The following is a 16439-nucleotide window of genomic DNA, read 5'->3' as shown; positions in this document are numbered from 1 at the left end:
GTCAGGCGAAGGACGATCGCGCTGGGGAGGGCGAGCCGTGGAGGGCAGCGAGACCGGCTGGGGCCGGCCGGCCGAACCAGCGCCGCGATGGCGAGCGCTGCTCGACCGCGCCCGTCACGCCGGCAGGGGGGCCGAGCAGCCCGAGCCCGACCGGCGCGTCGAGGATCCCCTGCCACCACCCAGACCGCTCGTGCCACCCGAGTCGTTCGCGCCACCCGAGTCGTTCGCCCCGCCGGAGCCGTTGCCGCGCCGGGCCGCCCCCAACGGCTACGCCGGGCGGGCAGCGGCCGGTCAGCCCGGCGAGCGGCCCTACGGCGCGGATCCGAGTTATCGGGCGGAGGCGACCTACCGGGTCGACCCGTCGCACCGGGCGGAGCCGGCGTACCGGCCCGACCCGGGTTATCCGGGCGAGCCGGGGCACCGGGCGGAGCCGACGTACCGGCCCGACCCGGGTTACCCGGGCGAGCCGGCGCGCCGGGTGCCGGAGCAGCGCCGGCCGGAGCCACCCGAGTCGCGCTACTCGCTGCTGGACAACGGCTACCGGCCCGAGCAGCCACCGGCGGAGTCCCGCTACGCCCTGCTGGAGAACGGCTACCGCCCGGAGGTGGGCTACGCCACCCCGCCGGCCCCGGCCCCCACCCCGCCGCCCGCGCCCCCGGCGATCGCGCCGCCGCCCGCCACCGAGCGGGGCTACCCGGCGCGGGCCGAGCGGCGCCCGCCGACGCCCGACCCGGAGGTGGAGCGGGCCCGGGGGGTGCTGCGCCGGGAACTCGGGTCGCCACGCGTACTCGCCTTCGCCAACCCCAAGGGCGGGGTGCACAAGACGACGGCCACCGTGCTCGGCGCGGCGACCATCGGCAGCGTCCGGGGTCGGGGCGTACTGGCCTGGGACGACAACGAGCTGCGCGGCACGCTGGGACTGCGGGCCGGCAGCGCCCGCCACGCCCGGACCATCCGGCACCTGATCACCGAGCTCGCGCAGATCGAGATCCTCGAAGGGGACACGCTGCTCGAACGCCTCGACGACTACCTGCGGCACGCCTCCGACGGCTCGTACGACGTGCTGGCCGGGGAGGAGAGCCCGCGCTTCGCCCAGCGGCTCGACCAGTTCACCGTGAAGCGGGTGCTGGAGCTGCTGCGGCGCACCCACGAGGTGGTCTGTGTGGACACCGGCAACAACGTGGAGAGCCCCAACTGGCGTACCGTGATGCAGGCCGCCGACCAGCTCGTGGTCACCACCGTGCCGCGCGAGGACGCCGCGTTCAGCGCGGACTGGATGCTCGACCTGCTGCACGAGGTGGGCATGGGCGAGCTGGCCGAGAACGCGGTCACCCTCATCTCCTGCCCGACCCCGGGTCGTTCGCCACTGCAGGACGACCTGGAGCGGCACTTCGCCAGCCGTACCCGCGCGGTGGCGGTGGTGCCGTACGACCCGGCGCTGGAGACCGGCTCCTCGATCGAGTACGCCCAGCTCCAGCCGGAGACCCGGCAGGCCTGGTTGCGGGCGGCCTCGGTCATGCTGGAGCCGTTCGCCCGGTGAGGGAGTCTGCCGCCACCGGCACCCCCGCCCGTTCGTCCGCCTGAGAGGATCATCGGGTGAGTCCGGACACCCCCGACCCCGACCGTCCCGTCGTCCACCCCGGCGAGCCCGAGCCGGCCACCTCGGCCGAGGCCGACCCGCGCTCCGGCGGAACCGCCGGCGGCGCGCAGCCGTACGCCACCGACGCGGCCCGGTCCGGGTCGGATCCCCGCACGCCCGCCGCTGGCGGTGCGACGCCGGCCCGCGTGCCGGCGCCGCCTGGGACTGACCCGATCGACCCGGGGCCGGAGACCGGGGAGACGGCGCCGACGACGGCGGCCGAGCCGCCCCGACCGGCCGCCGCGCTCCCGGAGCCCGACCCGGCGCCCCGGCGCGCCTGGGCCGGCGCCGTCGGCGTAGGGCTGGCGCTGGCGGTGCTCGGCGCGCCCCTCGGCCTGCTCTGGGCGGCCGTCGCCCCGGGCACCCCGGTGATCAAGGCCACGCTGGGCGCCGTCTACGCCGACCCGCAGCCGGAGCAGCCGATCGCGGCGGACAGCTGGTTCAGCCTGCTCGGTCTCGGGTTCGGGGTGCTCGCCGGCGTGGCGGTCTGGTTCGTGCTGCGCCGGCGGCGTGGCCCGGTCGGGCTGGTCAGCGCGGTGCTCGGCGCCTTCGCCGCGGCGGTGGTGGCGTGGCAGGTGGGGCGGCACGTCGGGCTGGCCGAGTTCGACCGGCTGCTCGCCACCGCACCCGAGGGGCAGGCCTTCACCAAACCGGCCGACCTGCGGGCCGGAGGGATCGAGTGGCTGTACGGCGTGCTGCCGGTGCCGCACGGCAACCTGCTGCTGCCCGCCTTCGGCGCGGCCGTCATGTACACCCTGCTCGCCGGCTGGTCCCGCTGGCCGTCGCTGCGCCCCGAACCCGAACCGGACCCGGCCGGGCTCAGTTGGGCGTCGGCGGGGACGCCAGCTCCTCCAGCGGCACCGGAACCGCCCGCACCTGGCGCAGCAGAGCCGCCTCGCGGTTGAGCAGCCGCAGCTCGGTGCGGAGCCGGGTGGTGGTGTCGTCGATGGCGAGCAGCCGCTGCCGGTCCTCGACGGTGAGCGCGGCCGTGGCGGCGACCAGGTGGGACAGGACCGTCGGGTCCTCCGGGAGCTGCTCGGAGATCTCCTGCTGCTCGGGCCTGATCAAGCCGAGGTACTGCCGGAAGACCGAGATCACCCGGGCGGCGAGCAGCTCGGCGGCCTCGTCGGCGCCGCCGGGCTCGGGCAGCCACTCCACCTCGGCGGTCAGGTAGGCGGCGCTCCGGTCCACCTCGGCGATCCGGAACCGCCGCCGGCCGACCGTGACGATGTCGAAGCCGCCGTCGGGCAGCTCGGTGACCTGTCGCAACTCGGCGGTGCAGCCCACCTCGTGCAGGGTGACCTCCCCACCGCCGGGCACCGGCCGGCCGTCGGGCGCCGTCGGCGCGACCTCCCAGCCCGCCTGGATCGCCACCACGCCGAACTCGCGCGCAGCGCCCTCGGGCAGCTGCACCAGATCCCGGATCAGGGCGCGGTAACGCTCCTCGAAGATGTGCAGGGGGAGGACCAGACCGGGGAAGAGCACCGTTCCGAGCGGGAACACCGGCAACCGCGCAGTCACGCCGTCGAGCCTAGCCCGATCCGCCGGCGGCGGCGTGTCCCGGCTCACCGTCCCGCCGTACGGGCGGTGCGGGTCGGCCCGCTGACCGGCCGCCTAGACTCGCAAGGGTGTTGAAACGGATCGACCTGCGCGGTGGCGGCCGCGACCCGCGCCGCCTCCTGCCCCGTGCCCAACTCGACGTCTCGGTCGCCGTCGAGCGGATCCGGCCGGTCGTGGAGGCGGTCCGGGAGCATGGCTACGCGGCGATCCGCGAGGCGAGCGAGCGATTCGACGGGATCTGCCCCGACGTGCTGCGCGTGCCCGCCGAGGCGATCGCCGCCGCGGAGGGCACCCTCGACCCGGAGGTACGCGCCGCGCTGCTGGAGTCGATCAGCCGGGCCCGTCGGGTGCACGCCGAACAGCGGCGTACCGACCACACCACCCAGGTGGTGCCCGGCGGCACGGTGACCGAGCGCTGGGTGCCGGTCGAGCGGGTCGGTCTCTACGTCCCCGGCGGCCTCGCGATGTACCCGTCGACGGTCGTCATGAACGTGGTGCCCGCTCAGGAGGCCGGGGTCCGCTCGCTGGTGGTGGTGAGCCCGCCGCAGAAGGAGAACGGCGGCCTGCCCGATTCACGGGTGCTCGCCGCGTGCGCGCTGCTCGGCGTCGACGAGGTCTACGCGGTCGGCGGCGCCCAGGCGGTCGCGATGCTCGCGTACGGGGCGAGCGTGGACGCCGAGGGCGGCGCGCACTGCGAGCCGGTCGACATGATCACCGGCCCGGGCAACATCTGGGTCACCGCCGCCAAGCGGCTGCTGCGCGGCGTGGTCGGCATCGACGCCGAGGCGGGTCCCACCGAGATCGCCATCCTGGCCGACGAGAGCGCCGACCCGGCGCACGTGGCCGCCGACCTGATCAGCCAGGCCGAGCACGACCCGCTCGCCGCCAGCGTCCTGGTCACGCCCTCGGTCGAGCTGCTCGAAGCGGTCGAGCGGGAACTGGCCCGCCAGGTGCCCGCGACCAAGCACGCGGAGCGGGTCAGCACCGCGCTGACCGGCGACCAGAGCGGCGTGGTGCTCGTCGACGACCTCGACGCCGGGCTGCGGGTCGTCGACGCGTACGCGGCCGAGCACCTGGAGATCCAGACGCGGGACGCCCGCGAGTGGGCGCTGCGCGTCCGCAACGCCGGCGCGATCTTCGTGGGCGCCTGGTCGCCGGTGTCGCTCGGCGACTACTGCGCCGGCTCCAACCACGTGCTGCCCACCGGTGGCTGCGCCCGGCACTCCTCCGGCCTGTCGGTGCAGTCCTTCCTGCGCGGTATCCACCTGGTCGAGTACTCGCAGGACGCGCTGCGCGAGGTCGCCCCGCACGTGGTCACCCTGGCCACCGTGGAGGACCTGCCGGCGCACGGCCAGGCGGTCCGGGCCCGGTTCCCCGAGGCGCTGTCGTGACGGCCCGGCCGGCCGGCCGGACGCCTGTCGACGTACGGCGCGGCAGGGCGGTGTCGTGACCACCCTCGACGACCTGCCGATCCGCGACGACCTGCGGGGGCGGACGCCGTACGGCGCGCCGCAGCTGGACGTGCCCGTGCGGCTGAACACCAACGAGAACTCCTACCCGGTGCCGGAGCCGGTGGTCGAGGCGATCGGCAAGGCGCTCGCCGCCGAGCTGCGCGACCTCAACCGCTACCCGGACCGGGACGCGGTGGCCCTCCGCGCCGACCTCGCCGGCTACCTGGGGCACGGGCTCACCGTCGAGCAGGTCTGGGCGGCCAACGGCTCCAACGAGATCCAGCAGCAGCTGCTCCAGGCGTTCGGCGGGCCGGGGCGCAGCGCGCTCGGCTTCGTCCCGGCGTACTCGATGCATCCGCTGCTCGCGCTCGGCACCGGCACCCGGTGGGTGCCCGGGCGGCGCGGCGCGGACTTCGGACTGACCGCCGAGGAGGCGGTGGCGCAGGTCCGCGAGCACGCCCCGGACGTCGTCTTCCTCTGCTCGCCGAACAACCCCACGGGGACCGCGCTGGACCCGAAGGTGGTCACCGCCGTGCTCGACGCGGCGCCCGGGATGGTCATCGTCGACGAGGCGTACGCCGAGTTCGCCCGCCCCGGCACGGTGAGCGCCCTCGCGCTGCTGCCCGACCACCCCCGGCTGGTGGTGACCCGAACGATGAGCAAGGCGTTCGGGTTCGCCGGCGGCCGGCTGGGCTACCTCGCCGCCGACCCGGCGGTGGTGCAGGCGGTGCAGCTGGTCCGACTGCCGTACCACCTCTCGGCGCTCACCCAGGCGGCGGCCCGCGCGGCGCTGGCCCACCGCGACGCCCTGCTCGCCACGGTGGCGGCCATCAAGGAGCAGCGCGACCGGATCGTCACCGTGCTGCGCTCCCGCGGTGTGCGGGTGGCCGACAGCGACGCCAACTTCGTGCTCTTCGCCGTCGACGGCGACCAGGCGGCGGCCTGGCGGACGTTGCTCGACCAGGGTGTGCTGGTCCGCGACGTGGGCCTGCCCGGGTGGCTGCGGGTCACCGCCGGCACCCCCGCCGAGACCGACGCCTTCCTCACCGCCATGGACAAGCTGTAGTGGGCGCGCCAGCCCCGCGATCGAGAGGCGAGCAATGAGCCGCACCGCACGGGTCGAGCGGATAACCAAGGAGACCAAGGTCCTCGTCGAGATCGAGCTCGACGGCACGGGCAAGGCCGACATCGAGACCGGCGTCGGCTTCTACGACCACATGCTCAACCAGATCGCCCGGCACGGCGGTTTCGACCTGACCGTGCACACGGTCGGCGACCTCGAGATCGACGCGCACCACACCATGGAGGACACCGCGCTCGCGCTCGGCGCGGCGCTGGACCGGGCGCTCGGGGAGAAGGCCGGCATCCGGCGCTACGGCTCGGCCACCGTGCCGATGGACGAGGTGCTGGTCCGGGCCGCGGTGGACCTCTCCGGCCGACCGTACGTGCTGCACGACGAGCCGCCGCTCGCGCCGTACATCGGCCCGGTCTACCCGACCAGCATGACCCGGCACATCTGGGAGTCCTTCGGCCAGGCGGCGCGGATCACCCTGCACGTGGACGTGCTGCGGGCGGCCCGACCCGGTGGCCACCCGGACGCGCACCACGTGGTGGAGGCACAGTTCAAGGCGGTGGCGCGGGCGTTGCGGGAGGCGACCGCGATCGACCCGCGGTCGGCCGGGACGGTACCGAGCACGAAGGGGGCGCTCTGATGACTGTGCGGAACGCGGCGGTTCGGCGTACGGACGGGAGGCGGCGGTGAGCGCGGTCCTGCCGATCCTGCTGCTGGTGCTGGCCGGTGTGCTGGTGGGCGGCGTCTGGTCGCTGCACCGGCAGGGCGCGCCGCGGCGCGCGGTGCTGCTGACCGCCGTGCTCGCGGTGCTCGCCACCGCGGGCGGGGTGCTCTGGTTGCTGCCGGCGGCCGGGACGTGAGCGGCCCGGACGTGGTGGTGCTCGACTACGGGTCGGGCAACCTGCGCTCCGCCGAACGCGCGCTGGCCGCCGCCGGGGCGACGGTACGGGTGACCGACGACCTCTCGGCCGCCTCGACCGCGGCGGGGTTGGTGGTGCCGGGCGTGGGCGCCTTCGCGGCGTGCATGGCCGGGATCGAGGCGCTCGGGGCCGGCCCGGTCATCGCCGACCGGGTGGCCGCCGGCCGCCCGGTGCTCGGCATCTGCGTCGGGATGCAGGTGCTCTTCGAGCACGGTGAGGAGCACGGCGTGGTCAGCAAGGGGCTCGGGCTGCTGCCCGGCGGGGTCACCCGCCTCCCGGCGACCCGGCTGCCGCACATGGGCTGGAACACGGTCGACGCCCCTGGGTCGTCGGTGCTCTTCGCCGGCCTGCCGCCGGAGAGCCGGTTCTACTTCGTCCACTCCTACGGGGTCGCCGAGCCGGCGGCGCTGGCCGCCGCCGGAGCCACGGTCACCACCGCCCGGCACGGCGCCGACTTCGTGGCGGCCGTCGAGCGGGGGGCGCTCTCCGCCGCGCAGTTCCACCCGGAGAAGTCGGCCGACACCGGCGCCCGGCTGCTGCGCAACTGGCTGGCCACGCTGTGAGCGCGGTCGGGCAGTCGCCCGCCGCGACCGGGCGGGGCGCGGCGTGAGCAAGGAACGTGCCCGCCGCAGAGCGGTGCGCGAGGCGGAGCTGGCCCGGGAACGCGCCGTCCGCCGGCGCCGGGTGGCCCGTCGGGAGCATCGCCGCAGGCTGGTACGACGGCTCACCCCGCAGTGGCGTCGGCGCAGCGCCGGCCGGCTGGCCCGGCACAGCCGCGCCGAACGGGCCGGGATCGTGCTGCTCACGCTGGCGTCGGTGATCCTGATCTGGTCGCTCGTGGACGACCTGGCGCTGCGCCTCGTGCTGATCGTGCTACTGCTGCTCGTACTGCCGGCGATCGTGGTGATCGCCCTGGACCGTCGTACCTGACGCGAGGAGAAGACGTTGAGCCTCACCCTGTTGCCCGCCGTGGACGTCGCCGACGGCCAGGCCGTCCGGCTCGTGCAGGGCGCCGCCGGCAGTGAGACCACTTACGGCGACCCGCTGGAGGCGGCGCTGGCCTGGCAGCGCGACGGTGCGGAGTGGATCCACCTCGTCGACCTGGACGCCGCGTTCGGCCGCGGCTCCAACGCCCACCTGCTCGCCGAGGTGGTCCGCCAGCTCGACGTCAAGGTCGAGCTCTCCGGCGGTATCCGTGACGACGAGTCGCTGCTCGCCGCGCTGGGTACCGGGGCTGCCCGGGTCAACATCGGCACCGCCGCGCTGGAGGATCCGGAGTGGTGCGACCGGATCGTCGGTGAGTACGGCGACCGGGTCGCGATCGGGCTGGACGTGCGGGGCCGTACCCTCTCCGCCCGTGGCTGGACCCGCGACGGCGGTGACCTGTTCGAGGTGCTGGAGCGCCTCGACAAGGCCGGCGCGGCGCGCTACGTCGTCACCGACATCACCAAGGACGGCACGATGCGCGGGCCGAACCTGGAGCTGCTGCGTGAGGTCTGCGGTCGCACCGGCGCGCCGGTGATCGCCTCCGGGGGCGTCTCCACCCTGGACGACCTGCGCGCCCTGGCCGCCCTGGAGTCGATCGGTGTGGAAGGCGTGATCGCCGGCAAGGCGTTGTACGCGGGGGCGTTCACCGTGGCGCAGGCGCTGGAGACGCTCTCCGCCGCCTGACCGCCACCGGGCCCGGTTCGTGCCGCCCGCGGCGTCCGTGGCCACGTGCCTGCCCGGACGGCTCCTCCGACGCGCCTCACGGTCCTCGACCGGCTCGACGCCGCTTGCGAGACTGACCGGGTGGGTGGGGCGGTCATCGGCCGGGACGGTGTGCTGAGCCAGGCCCGGCGGGCCCTGGACGAGGGCCGGCCGGTGCTTCTGGAGGGGCCGGCCGGCATCGGCAAGACGGCGGTGCACCGGTGCCTGCTCGACGCCGCCGCCCGGGACGGCTGGCTGCTGTTGTGCTGCGCGCCGACGGAGGTCGAACGGGCGCTGCCCTTCGCCGCGCTGGCCGACGTGCTCGCGCCGATCGCCGATCGGGTGGCGGAGCTGTCGCCGCCGCAGCGTACGGCCCTGGCCGGGGTGCTGCTCTCCGCCGAGGTGACCGAGCCGGTCGACGAGCGGGCGGTCGGGGCGGCCACCCGGGCGTTGCTCGAGGCGGCCGCCGCCGACCCGGAGCGGCCCCGGGTACTGGTCGGGGTGGACGACGCGCCGTGGCTCGACCCGCCGAGCGAGCGGGCGCTGCGGTTCGCGTTGCGTCGCGTGGTGCCCCGGGTCGCCGTGCTGGTGACCGCGCGATCCGAGGGTCCGCGGGCCACCCCCGCGCCGCTCGGCCTCGACCACGGCGCGACCGGTGTGCTGTTGGAGCGGCTGGCCGTCGGCCCGCTCGGCGTGGGCGCACTGCACCACGTGCTGCGGGCGGCGACCGGCGCCACCCTGCCCCGGCCGCTGCTGGTCCGCCTGGCCGAGGAGTCCGGCGGGAACCCGCTGCTCGCCATCGAGCTGGCCCGGGCGGTGCTGCGGCTGCCACACCGGCCGGACCCGGGGGCGGACCTGCCGGCCGCGCCGTCGCTGCGGCAGCTGGTCGCCGATCGGCTGGCCGCCCTGCCGGCGCCGACCCGGCACGCGATCCGGCTCGCCGCGCTCTCCGGCGTACCGACTCTGGACGGGCTGGCCCGCGCCGGGGTGGCCGCCGCCGACCTCGACGCCGCGGAGGAGGCGGGCCTGGTGGTCGTCGCCGGGGAGGAGGTGGCCTTCGCCCATCCGGTCTACGCCGCGGCCGTCCGCGCCGACGTGCCCTCCGGGGTGCGCCGACGCCTGCACCGGCTGCTCGCCGACACCGCGCAGGACCCGGACGAGCGGGCCCGGCAACTGGCCCGGTGCGTGAGCGCGCCGGCCCCCGAGGCGGCCGCGGAGATCGCCGCCGCCGGGGCCCGTCAGCAGGCCCGGGGCGCCCCGGAGATCGCCGCCGGGCTGTACGACACGGCGGCCCGTCTGGCCCCGCCCGGGACCGTCGCCGAGCACGCCCGGTGGCGGCTGGCCGCCGCGCAGTGCCGCTACGACAGCGGTGACTACGCGGCCGCCCGTACCGCGGCCGAGCAGGCCGCCGAGGAGTTGACCGGCCCGGCGCGGGGGGAGGCGCTGCTGCTGCGGGCCGTCATCGGCTGGAGCGCCGACGAGTCGCCGGAGAAGGTCATGGCGGCCGCCGAGCGCGCGCTCGCCGCCGCCCTGCCCGGCACGACGCTGGCCGGACGCATCCACGCACACCTCGGCATGTTCGAGGACGCGCCGGACCTGGCCCGCCGGCACGCGGAACACGCCGCCGCGCTGCTGGCGGGGAGCCCCGACGACCGCCCGGTCTACGCCGCGGCGCTGCTGCTGCTCTTCTTCAACGAGGTGCGGGCGGGTCTCACCGCCCGGACGGAGCTGCTGGAGCGGGCGCTCGCCGCGGAGGGGGAGGAGCCGTCCTGGTTGGCGGGGACCGTGCCGGCGATCTGGTGGCGGTCGCTCGACGAGCACGACCGGGCCCGCGCGCGGCTGCACCGGATGCTGGACCGGGCCGTCGTCCGTGGCGACGAGCCGTCCCAGCATGAGCTGTTGTGCCATCTCGGTGAGACCGAACTGCTCGCCGGTCGCTGGGCGGACGCCGCCGAGCACATCGCGGCGGCCCGCGAGCTGGGCGAGCAGTACGGCGCCGACTCGGCGGGCGTCGAGTGGCTGGAGGGGCTGCTGCTGGCGTACCGGGGGCGGGTGGACGAGGCCGCCCGCATCGCGGACTCCGGCCTGCGCCGCGCCGACGAGCTCGGTGACCGGTGGCGACGACGGATCCACGCCCAACTCGCCGGCTACGCGGCGCTGACCGGCGGGCGTCTGCCGGACGCGGCCCGGCACTACGGCCTGCTGGCGGCCACCGTGGACGAACTGGGACTGGTCGAGCCGCTCGCCCAGCGGTTCGAGCCGGACTGGCTGGAGGCCTGCGTCGGGGCCGGCGACCTGGCCACCGCGGAGACCGTGCTGGAGCGGCTGGCGGTACGGCACCGGCGGCTGGCCCGGCCGTGGACCACGCTGGGGCTGGCCCGGGGACGGGTGCTGCTCGACGGTGCGCTCGGGCGGGACACCTCCGGCGCGCTGGTCGAGCTGGCCGCCGCCCGGGCGGCCGTACCGGCCGACGTGCTGCCGCTGGACCGGGCCCGCTGCCTGCTGGTGGCCGGTGTCGCGTACCGGCGGCTGCGCCGGCGGCGGGAGGCACGCGACGCGCTGACCATCGCCGCGGCGGAGTTCGACGCGCTCGGGGCGGCGTCGTTGGCGGCCCGGGCCCGTGCCGAGGTGGAGCGCACCGGCCGCCGGGTCGCCCCGCGTCAGCTCACCGGCACCGAGCTGGAGGTGGCTCGGCTGGCGGCGGCCGGGCGGACCAACCGGGTCATCGCCGACACGCTCTTCATCAGCCCGAAGACGGTCGAGGCCAACCTGGCCCGGGTCTACCGCAAGCTCGGGGTGACCAGCCGCGCCGAACTGGGCGCCACGATGGCCCGCGGGGCGGGCGTCGAGGAGTGACGGTTCGGGGCGTGCGCCCCGACGGCTGGCGGGCTGCGGCGCGGGTCTCGACGGCTGATGGTTCGCCGCGCGGGTCTTGACGGGTGACGGGCTGCGGCGGGCGCGTCGAAGGATAGGGAAACACCCGATTACCCCGGCGACGTACCGGCCTAGCGTCGAGGCATGTCCATTCGGCTCTTCGTCCTCGAGCGGTACGACCGCGCGCCGGGGGAGTCCGTCGACGAGCCGGTCGGCGCGCTGACGACGGGTGTGACCCGGCTGCGGGGCGCCGTGCGGATCCCGGCCGACGACGTGGTGCTCGCGCTGGTCGAGGGGCCGGACGCGGAGACGGTGGCCGCGGTGGCCGCCGCTGCCGGCTGGCGGGTGGACCGGCTGGGCACCGCCGAGTGGATCGTCGAGCCGGAGAGCCCGGCGACGCAGCCATGGGGGGAAGAATCATGACCGAACCGCCGGCCGGCCGGTCGCCGGAGCACCGTCCCGAACCGCGATCGTCGCGGCGCCGGGCGGCGCTGCCGATGGTCACGCTGGCCCTGGGCCTACTGCTCGCCGGCTGCTCCGGGTCGTCGTCCGATCCGGACGCGCCGCCCGCCGAGCCCACCCCGGCCGGGAGCAGCTCGGCTGCCGCAGCGCCGGCCGACGCGAAAGAGGCGCCGGTCGACGCCTGTGCGCTGCTCACCGACGCGGAGGTGACCGCCGTTCTCGGTCGGCACGAGGGGGGCCGTCCGGGCGAGGGGAGCTGTGTCTGGGAGAACCCGGAGTCCTACCACTCGGTGACTGTGGAGATCGGCGAGCCGGGCACCGCGGCGACCGGCCGGCTGCCCACTCCGGATCCGGCCTTCGGGGAGCCGGAACCGGGCCCGGACGGCATCCGGTTCGTCCGGGGCAACGGCGCCGAGTTCGTCGTGGACGACCGCTACTGCCATCTCGTCGTGGTCACCTCGGTCACCGACGACCGTGACCGTCCCACCCTGATCCGGCTCGTCGGCGCGGTCCGGGACCGGCTGTGAGCACCACGGAGGTTGCGTTGAGACAGATCCGTCGTCCTGCCCGGCCCGCCGCCGCGCTGCTGGCAGCGCTGCTCGCCGCGACGGTCGCCGGCTGCGGCTCCGAGCAGGAGGACCCGCCGGTGGCCCCGGTCGGGGCGGCGCCCTCGGAGCAGCCGGCGACCGGTGCGGAGCCGTCACCGCCGGCCGCGCCGCCGGCCACCGTGGACCCGTGCGCGTTGGTGACCAGGAAGGAGGCCGAGCAGCTCGCCGGCACCAAGCTGGACGCCGCCGTGCCGGTGCGCGAGACCTGCACCTACACCGGCCCGGTCACCGGACCCACGGCGCAGGTGGAGGTCTTCGTCGGTGACGGCGCGAAGAAGTTCCTCGACATCGAGCGGGAGCTCGGCCACGAGCTGCGACCGCTGGCGGGCGTCGGCGACGAGACGTACGCGAGCCTCGAGGCGGTCTTCGTCAGCCACTCCGGCCAATGGGTCTCGGTGCGCCTGGTCCGGCTCAACGACCCGGCGGAGAACCGTGCGCCGCTGGAGCGGATCGCCCGCACGGTGGCCGGCCGGATCTGAGCGGAACGGGGGAGATGATGCGTGGGGTGCGGTCGCGGGCGTCGGGCGGTCCCGGGACCGGGCGGCGGGTTCGCGTACGTTCGCTGGCGGGGTTGACCGCGCTGACCGTGCTGCTCAGTGGAGTGGTGGCCTGTCAGGGCGGGAACGGGGGCGACAGCGCCGTCGTGGATCCGTACGATCCGGCCGCCGTCCGGTACGGGCTGGCGCCGCGGCCGCACCCCGACGTCACGTACCAGCCGGACGTGGTCTTCGTCGGCGGCGGTGGGAACGCCGTCCGCTCGGTCACCGACGACGGCCTGACCTGGCGGATCGACCCGGACGCGAAGCACGCCGGGGATCTCGCTCCCGGCCGGGTCATGTTCCTGACGTCCCGGGCGGTCGGCCGGGTGCTGGAGGCGCGCCGAGACGGCGGTGACCTCGCCGTCACGATCGCTCCGGTCGAGCTGACCGAGGTGATCCGGGACGGGAGTTTCCGCACGGACGCGCCGGTGCCGTTGGACCGCCCGATCGCGTACTCCGCGGGTACCCCGGCGTGGACGGTGGCCGACCTGCCGCCCGAGCCGACGCCGAGCGGCGGCACCGGCGGTGGTGCGCCGATCGCGGAGACCGGCGGTGCTCTCCCCAGCGGGCTCGCGACGGGCGGGGGCGAACGGGTCGGGCCGGGCGGTGGAGCGCCGGTGGGGCGCGCCCGTCTCGTGCCGGTCGGCGCGCCGGCCCCCCGCCCGCCGGCGCCGCCGGCGCGGTTGAGCGGTTCGGAGACGGCGCAGACCGGCGACGCCCGGCTGACCGCGGAGTGCTGCCGGGACGGGGTCGCCGCCCGCTTCGACTACGACGACAGCGAGATCCGGATGAGTGGCTCGGTGAGCCTGCTCATGGACCGGCCGAGGGGCACCTTCGACTTCGCCATCTCGGGCGCCACGATCACCCGGGCGGAGTTCAGCATCACCGGCGGCGCCGGCCTGCGGGTGGCGGTCAAGGCGGCCACCAAGGTCGGCAACACCCGCAACCTCTCCAAGTCGCTGGTGTTGCCGACCGCGTTCGACTTCCCGGTCGGGACCATCCTCGGGGTGCCCTTCTCGGTTCGGGTGAGCCAGTCGTTGGAGATCAAGACGGCGTTCAGCGCCAAGGACGGCTACCTGGAGGCGGGCGGCGAGTACTCCCTGTCGGGTGCCTTCGGCTACGGCTACCACCGCCCGTACTGGGGACCGGTCTCGCCGGGCGGGTTCGGTGTCCGCAAGAGCCTCACCAACTCGATCACGGGTGTCTCGGTCGGGGTGAGCGGGCTGGTCGTGAGCTACGACGTGAAGTTCAGTGTGGGGATCGGGGTGGTCGGGTTCCACGCCGGTCTGTACGTCGCCCTGCGCGCCTCGGTCGGCGCGAGTCTCGGCTCGGGGGCGGGGGCGCCCCTGCTCGCCTGTCGGGGCGCGGGGTTCGGTCTGACCCTGCGGTACGGGCTCGACTACTCGATCCCGAAGGTGGTGGCGGACGTGCTCAACTTCTTCCTGAGGACCTTCAATACGAAGCCGATCAAACATCGGGGGGAGTTGGGGGACGAGCACGTGGTGCTCAGGCGGAGCGAGACGGTGCCGCCGGACGCCCCGCTCTGCGTCGGCTGAGCGGCCGCCGCGCGGGCCGCCGGGCTTACCGCGCCGGTGGTGCTGGCGCCGAGGCCGATAGGTTGCGCGCAATTTAATTGCGCGCTACCTTTTCCGGATGATCGATGACCTGGTGCTGCGCCGCCAGGTGTGCTTCGCCCTCTATGCGGCGTCGCGCGCCGTGACCGACGTCTACCGGCCCATCCTCGACGCCGTCGGGCTGACCTATCCGCAGTACCTGGTGCTGCTGGTCCTCTGGGAGCACGACGGCGACGCCCCCACCGTCTCCGCTCTCGGCGCCGAGCTGCGGCTGGACTCCGGCACCCTCTCCCCGCTGCTCAAGCGGCTGGAGGAGGCGGGCCTGGTGCTCCGGCGGCGGTCGACGCGCGACGAACGACGGGTCGAGGTGGAGCTGACCGACGCCGGCCGTGCGCTGCGGCGGCAGGTGGAGGACGTGCCGCGGCGGATCGCCGGGGCCACCGGGCTCTCCGAGACCGAGCTGGTCGCCGTCCGCGACACCCTCACCCGGGTCGCCGAGACCATCCACCGACAGAAGGAGCAGTGACCCCTCATGCAGGTGCTCTACACCGCGTCCGCCACCTCCACCGGTGACGGCCGCAGCGGACACGTCCGCACCGTCGACGGCATCCTCGACCTCGACCTCGTCCCCCCCACGGAGATGGGCGGCGCCGGTGGCGGCGCCAACCCGGAGCAGCTCTTCGCGGCCGGCTACGCGGCCTGTTTCCACTCCGCGCTGCGGGCCGTCGCCCGCCGGACGAAGGTGGACGTGACCGACTCCGCCGTCGAGGCGGAGGTGGGCATCGGCCCGAACGGCGCCGGCGGCTACGAGCTGACCGTCGCGCTCGTCGTCGACCTGCCCGCCGCCTCGCGGGCCGCCGCCGAGGAGCTGGTGGCCCAGGCGCACCAGGTCTGCCCCTACTCCAACGCCACCCGCGGCAACGTCGAGGTCGCGCTCCGCGTCCGGGCGGCGGCGTGACCGGGGCGGTGAACCGGGAGATCCACCTGGCGTCGCGCCCGCAGGGCTGGCCGACGGCGGAGAACTTCCGGCTGATCGAGACCGAGGTGCCGAAGCCCGGGCCGGGGCAGCTCCTGGTTCGCAACCGGTACATGTCGGTCGACCCGTACATGCGGGGTCGGATGAACGACGCGAAGTCCTACGTGCCGCCGTACGCGCTCGACGCGCCCCTGGACGGGGGCGCGGTCGGTGAGGTGGTCGCCAGCGAGGCCGACGGTTTCGCCCCCGGCGACGTGGTGCTGCACGGGCTCGGCTGGCGGGAGTACGCGCTGGTCGAGGCGCGCTCCGCCCGCCAGGTCGACCCGGAGCTGGCGCCGCTGACCAGCTACCTGGGGGTCCTCGGCATGGTGGGGCTGACCGCGTACGCCGGGCTGTTGGAGGTGGCCGGGATGCGGCCCGGGGAGACGGTCTTCGTCTCCGCCGCGGCCGGCGCGGTGGGCAGCCTGGTCGGGCAGATCGCCAAGCTCCGGGGCGCCGCCCGGGTCATCGGCAGCGCCGGTTCGCCGGCGAAGGTGGACCGGCTGACCGCGCTCGGCTTCGACGCGGCGTTCGACTACCACGACGGTCCGGTCCGTACGTCGCTGAAGGCGGCCGCGCCGGAGGGGATCGACGTCTACTTCGACAACGTGGGCGGCGACCACCTGGAGGCCGCCATCTCGGCGCTGCGGCCGCACGGCCGGGTGGCGGTCTGCGGGATGATCTCCCAGTACAACGACACCGTGCCGCCGGCCGCGCCGCGCAACCTGGCGCAGGTCATCGGCAAGCGGCTCACCCTGCGCGGCTTCCTGGCCGGTGATCACGCGGGGCTGCGCGACCAGTTCGTCCAGGAGATGGCCGGCTGGCTGCAGGCGGGTCGCCTCCGCTACGACGAGACGGTCGTGGACGGCATCGAGAACGCCCCGTCGGCGTTCCTCGGCCTGCTCCGCGGAGAGAACCTCGGCAAGATGCTGGTCCGCCTCTGAGCAAGGGCCCCTCCCGCCGTCCCCGGTGGTGAGGGGCCCTCCGCACCCCGGCCGGTGGCGGGCTTCACACCACCACCGGGGTCCGCGACGCG

Annotated in this window: 18 protein-coding genes; 17 read left to right on the top strand and 1 reads right to left on the bottom strand. The window is 75.5% G+C overall.

Annotated elements, in window-relative coordinates:
* The first annotated feature begins 37 nt into the window (after positions 1-37).
* Entirely contained in the window at positions 38-1540 is a 1503-nt protein-coding gene (locus D7044_RS07265) for a MinD/ParA family ATP-binding protein (RefSeq protein ID WP_120688340.1), read from the top strand.
* A 56-nt stretch (positions 1541-1596) separates the two neighbouring features.
* Complete coding sequence (locus tag D7044_RS07260; protein ID WP_325050883.1) at positions 1597-2544, top strand: DUF2567 domain-containing protein; 948 nt, start codon at positions 1597-1599, stop codon at positions 2542-2544.
* Here the strand turns inward: D7044_RS07260 and D7044_RS07255 are convergent.
* Complete coding sequence (locus D7044_RS07255; protein WP_120678130.1) at positions 2459-3160, bottom strand: LON peptidase substrate-binding domain-containing protein; 702 nt, start codon at positions 3158-3160, stop codon at positions 2459-2461. The two genes, D7044_RS07260 and D7044_RS07255, sit on opposite strands and share 86 nt — an antisense overlap.
* A gap of 107 nt (positions 3161-3267) precedes the next feature.
* Here D7044_RS07255 and hisD point away from each other — a divergent pair, with 107 nt between their 5' ends.
* The 15 genes from hisD (at position 3268) to D7044_RS07185 (ending at position 16347) form a co-directional block, all read left to right on the top strand.
* The gene (gene hisD / locus D7044_RS07250; RefSeq protein ID WP_120678127.1) at positions 3268-4590 is read left to right on the top strand and encodes a histidinol dehydrogenase; all 1323 of its coding nucleotides are present in this window, start codon (positions 3268-3270) and stop codon (positions 4588-4590) included.
* A 55-nt stretch (positions 4591-4645) separates the two neighbouring features.
* Entirely contained in the window at positions 4646-5716 is a 1071-nt protein-coding gene (locus D7044_RS07245) for a histidinol-phosphate transaminase (RefSeq protein WP_120688339.1), read from the top strand.
* Between the two features lie 34 nt (positions 5717-5750).
* A complete protein-coding gene (gene hisB / locus D7044_RS07240) occupies positions 5751-6362 on the top strand; it encodes an imidazoleglycerol-phosphate dehydratase HisB (RefSeq protein WP_120678122.1) in 612 nt (203 codons plus the stop codon).
* 46 nt (positions 6363-6408) lie between these two features.
* A complete protein-coding gene (locus D7044_RS32575; protein WP_199716522.1) occupies positions 6409-6582 on the top strand; it encodes a hypothetical protein in 174 nt (57 codons plus the stop codon).
* Entirely contained in the window at positions 6579-7205 is a 627-nt protein-coding gene (gene hisH, locus D7044_RS07235) for an imidazole glycerol phosphate synthase subunit HisH (protein ID WP_233563160.1), read from the top strand. Before D7044_RS32575 ends, hisH begins: the two co-directional genes overlap by 4 nt.
* A 43-nt stretch (positions 7206-7248) precedes the next feature.
* Positions 7249-7572, top strand: coding sequence for a hypothetical protein (locus D7044_RS07230; protein ID WP_120678119.1), 324 nt, complete (start codon positions 7249-7251; stop codon positions 7570-7572).
* Between the two features lie 15 nt (positions 7573-7587).
* Entirely contained in the window at positions 7588-8313 is a 726-nt protein-coding gene (priA, locus tag D7044_RS07225) for a bifunctional 1-(5-phosphoribosyl)-5-((5-phosphoribosylamino)methylideneamino)imidazole-4-carboxamide isomerase/phosphoribosylanthranilate isomerase PriA (protein ID WP_120678117.1), read from the top strand.
* Between the two features lie 120 nt (positions 8314-8433).
* Positions 8434-11187 carry a helix-turn-helix transcriptional regulator gene (locus D7044_RS07220; RefSeq protein WP_120678114.1) on the top strand — a complete coding sequence of 918 codons (2754 nt, stop codon included), beginning with the start codon at positions 8434-8436 and terminating at the stop codon, positions 11185-11187.
* Between the two features lie 162 nt (positions 11188-11349).
* A complete protein-coding gene (locus D7044_RS07215; protein WP_120678111.1) occupies positions 11350-11628 on the top strand; it encodes a hypothetical protein in 279 nt (92 codons plus the stop codon).
* Positions 11625-12194 carry a DUF3558 family protein gene (locus D7044_RS07210; RefSeq protein WP_158609358.1) on the top strand — a complete coding sequence of 190 codons (570 nt, stop codon included), beginning with the start codon at positions 11625-11627 and terminating at the stop codon, positions 12192-12194. The genes D7044_RS07215 and D7044_RS07210 overlap by 4 nt, the downstream gene beginning before the upstream one ends.
* A 17-nt stretch (positions 12195-12211) precedes the next feature.
* Positions 12212-12754, top strand: a complete 543-nt coding sequence (locus tag D7044_RS07205; protein ID WP_233563159.1) for a DUF3558 family protein — start codon at positions 12212-12214, stop codon at positions 12752-12754.
* Positions 12755-12846: 92 nt separating this feature from the next.
* Positions 12847-14370 (top strand): hypothetical protein, encoded by a 1524-nt coding sequence (locus D7044_RS07200; protein ID WP_147434599.1) that lies wholly within the window; start codon positions 12847-12849, stop codon positions 14368-14370.
* A gap of 97 nt (positions 14371-14467) precedes the next feature.
* The gene (locus tag D7044_RS07195; protein ID WP_120678102.1) at positions 14468-14914 is read left to right on the top strand and encodes a MarR family winged helix-turn-helix transcriptional regulator; all 447 of its coding nucleotides are present in this window, start codon (positions 14468-14470) and stop codon (positions 14912-14914) included.
* A gap of 6 nt (positions 14915-14920) precedes the next feature.
* Positions 14921-15346: an organic hydroperoxide resistance protein gene (locus D7044_RS07190; protein ID WP_120688338.1), complete on the top strand. Its 426-nt coding sequence runs from the start codon at positions 14921-14923 to the stop codon at positions 15344-15346.
* The gene (locus D7044_RS07185; protein ID WP_120678096.1) at positions 15343-16347 is read left to right on the top strand and encodes an NADP-dependent oxidoreductase; all 1005 of its coding nucleotides are present in this window, start codon (positions 15343-15345) and stop codon (positions 16345-16347) included. The genes D7044_RS07190 and D7044_RS07185 overlap by 4 nt, the downstream gene beginning before the upstream one ends.
* Positions 16348-16439 lie beyond the last annotated feature (92 nt).

The organism is Micromonospora musae, assembly GCF_003626635.1.
GTDB lineage: Bacteria > Actinomycetota > Actinomycetes > Mycobacteriales > Micromonosporaceae > Micromonospora > Micromonospora musae.
Note: the sequence above shows the minus strand (reverse complement) of the source record. Positions and strands in the feature narration are given on the sequence as shown.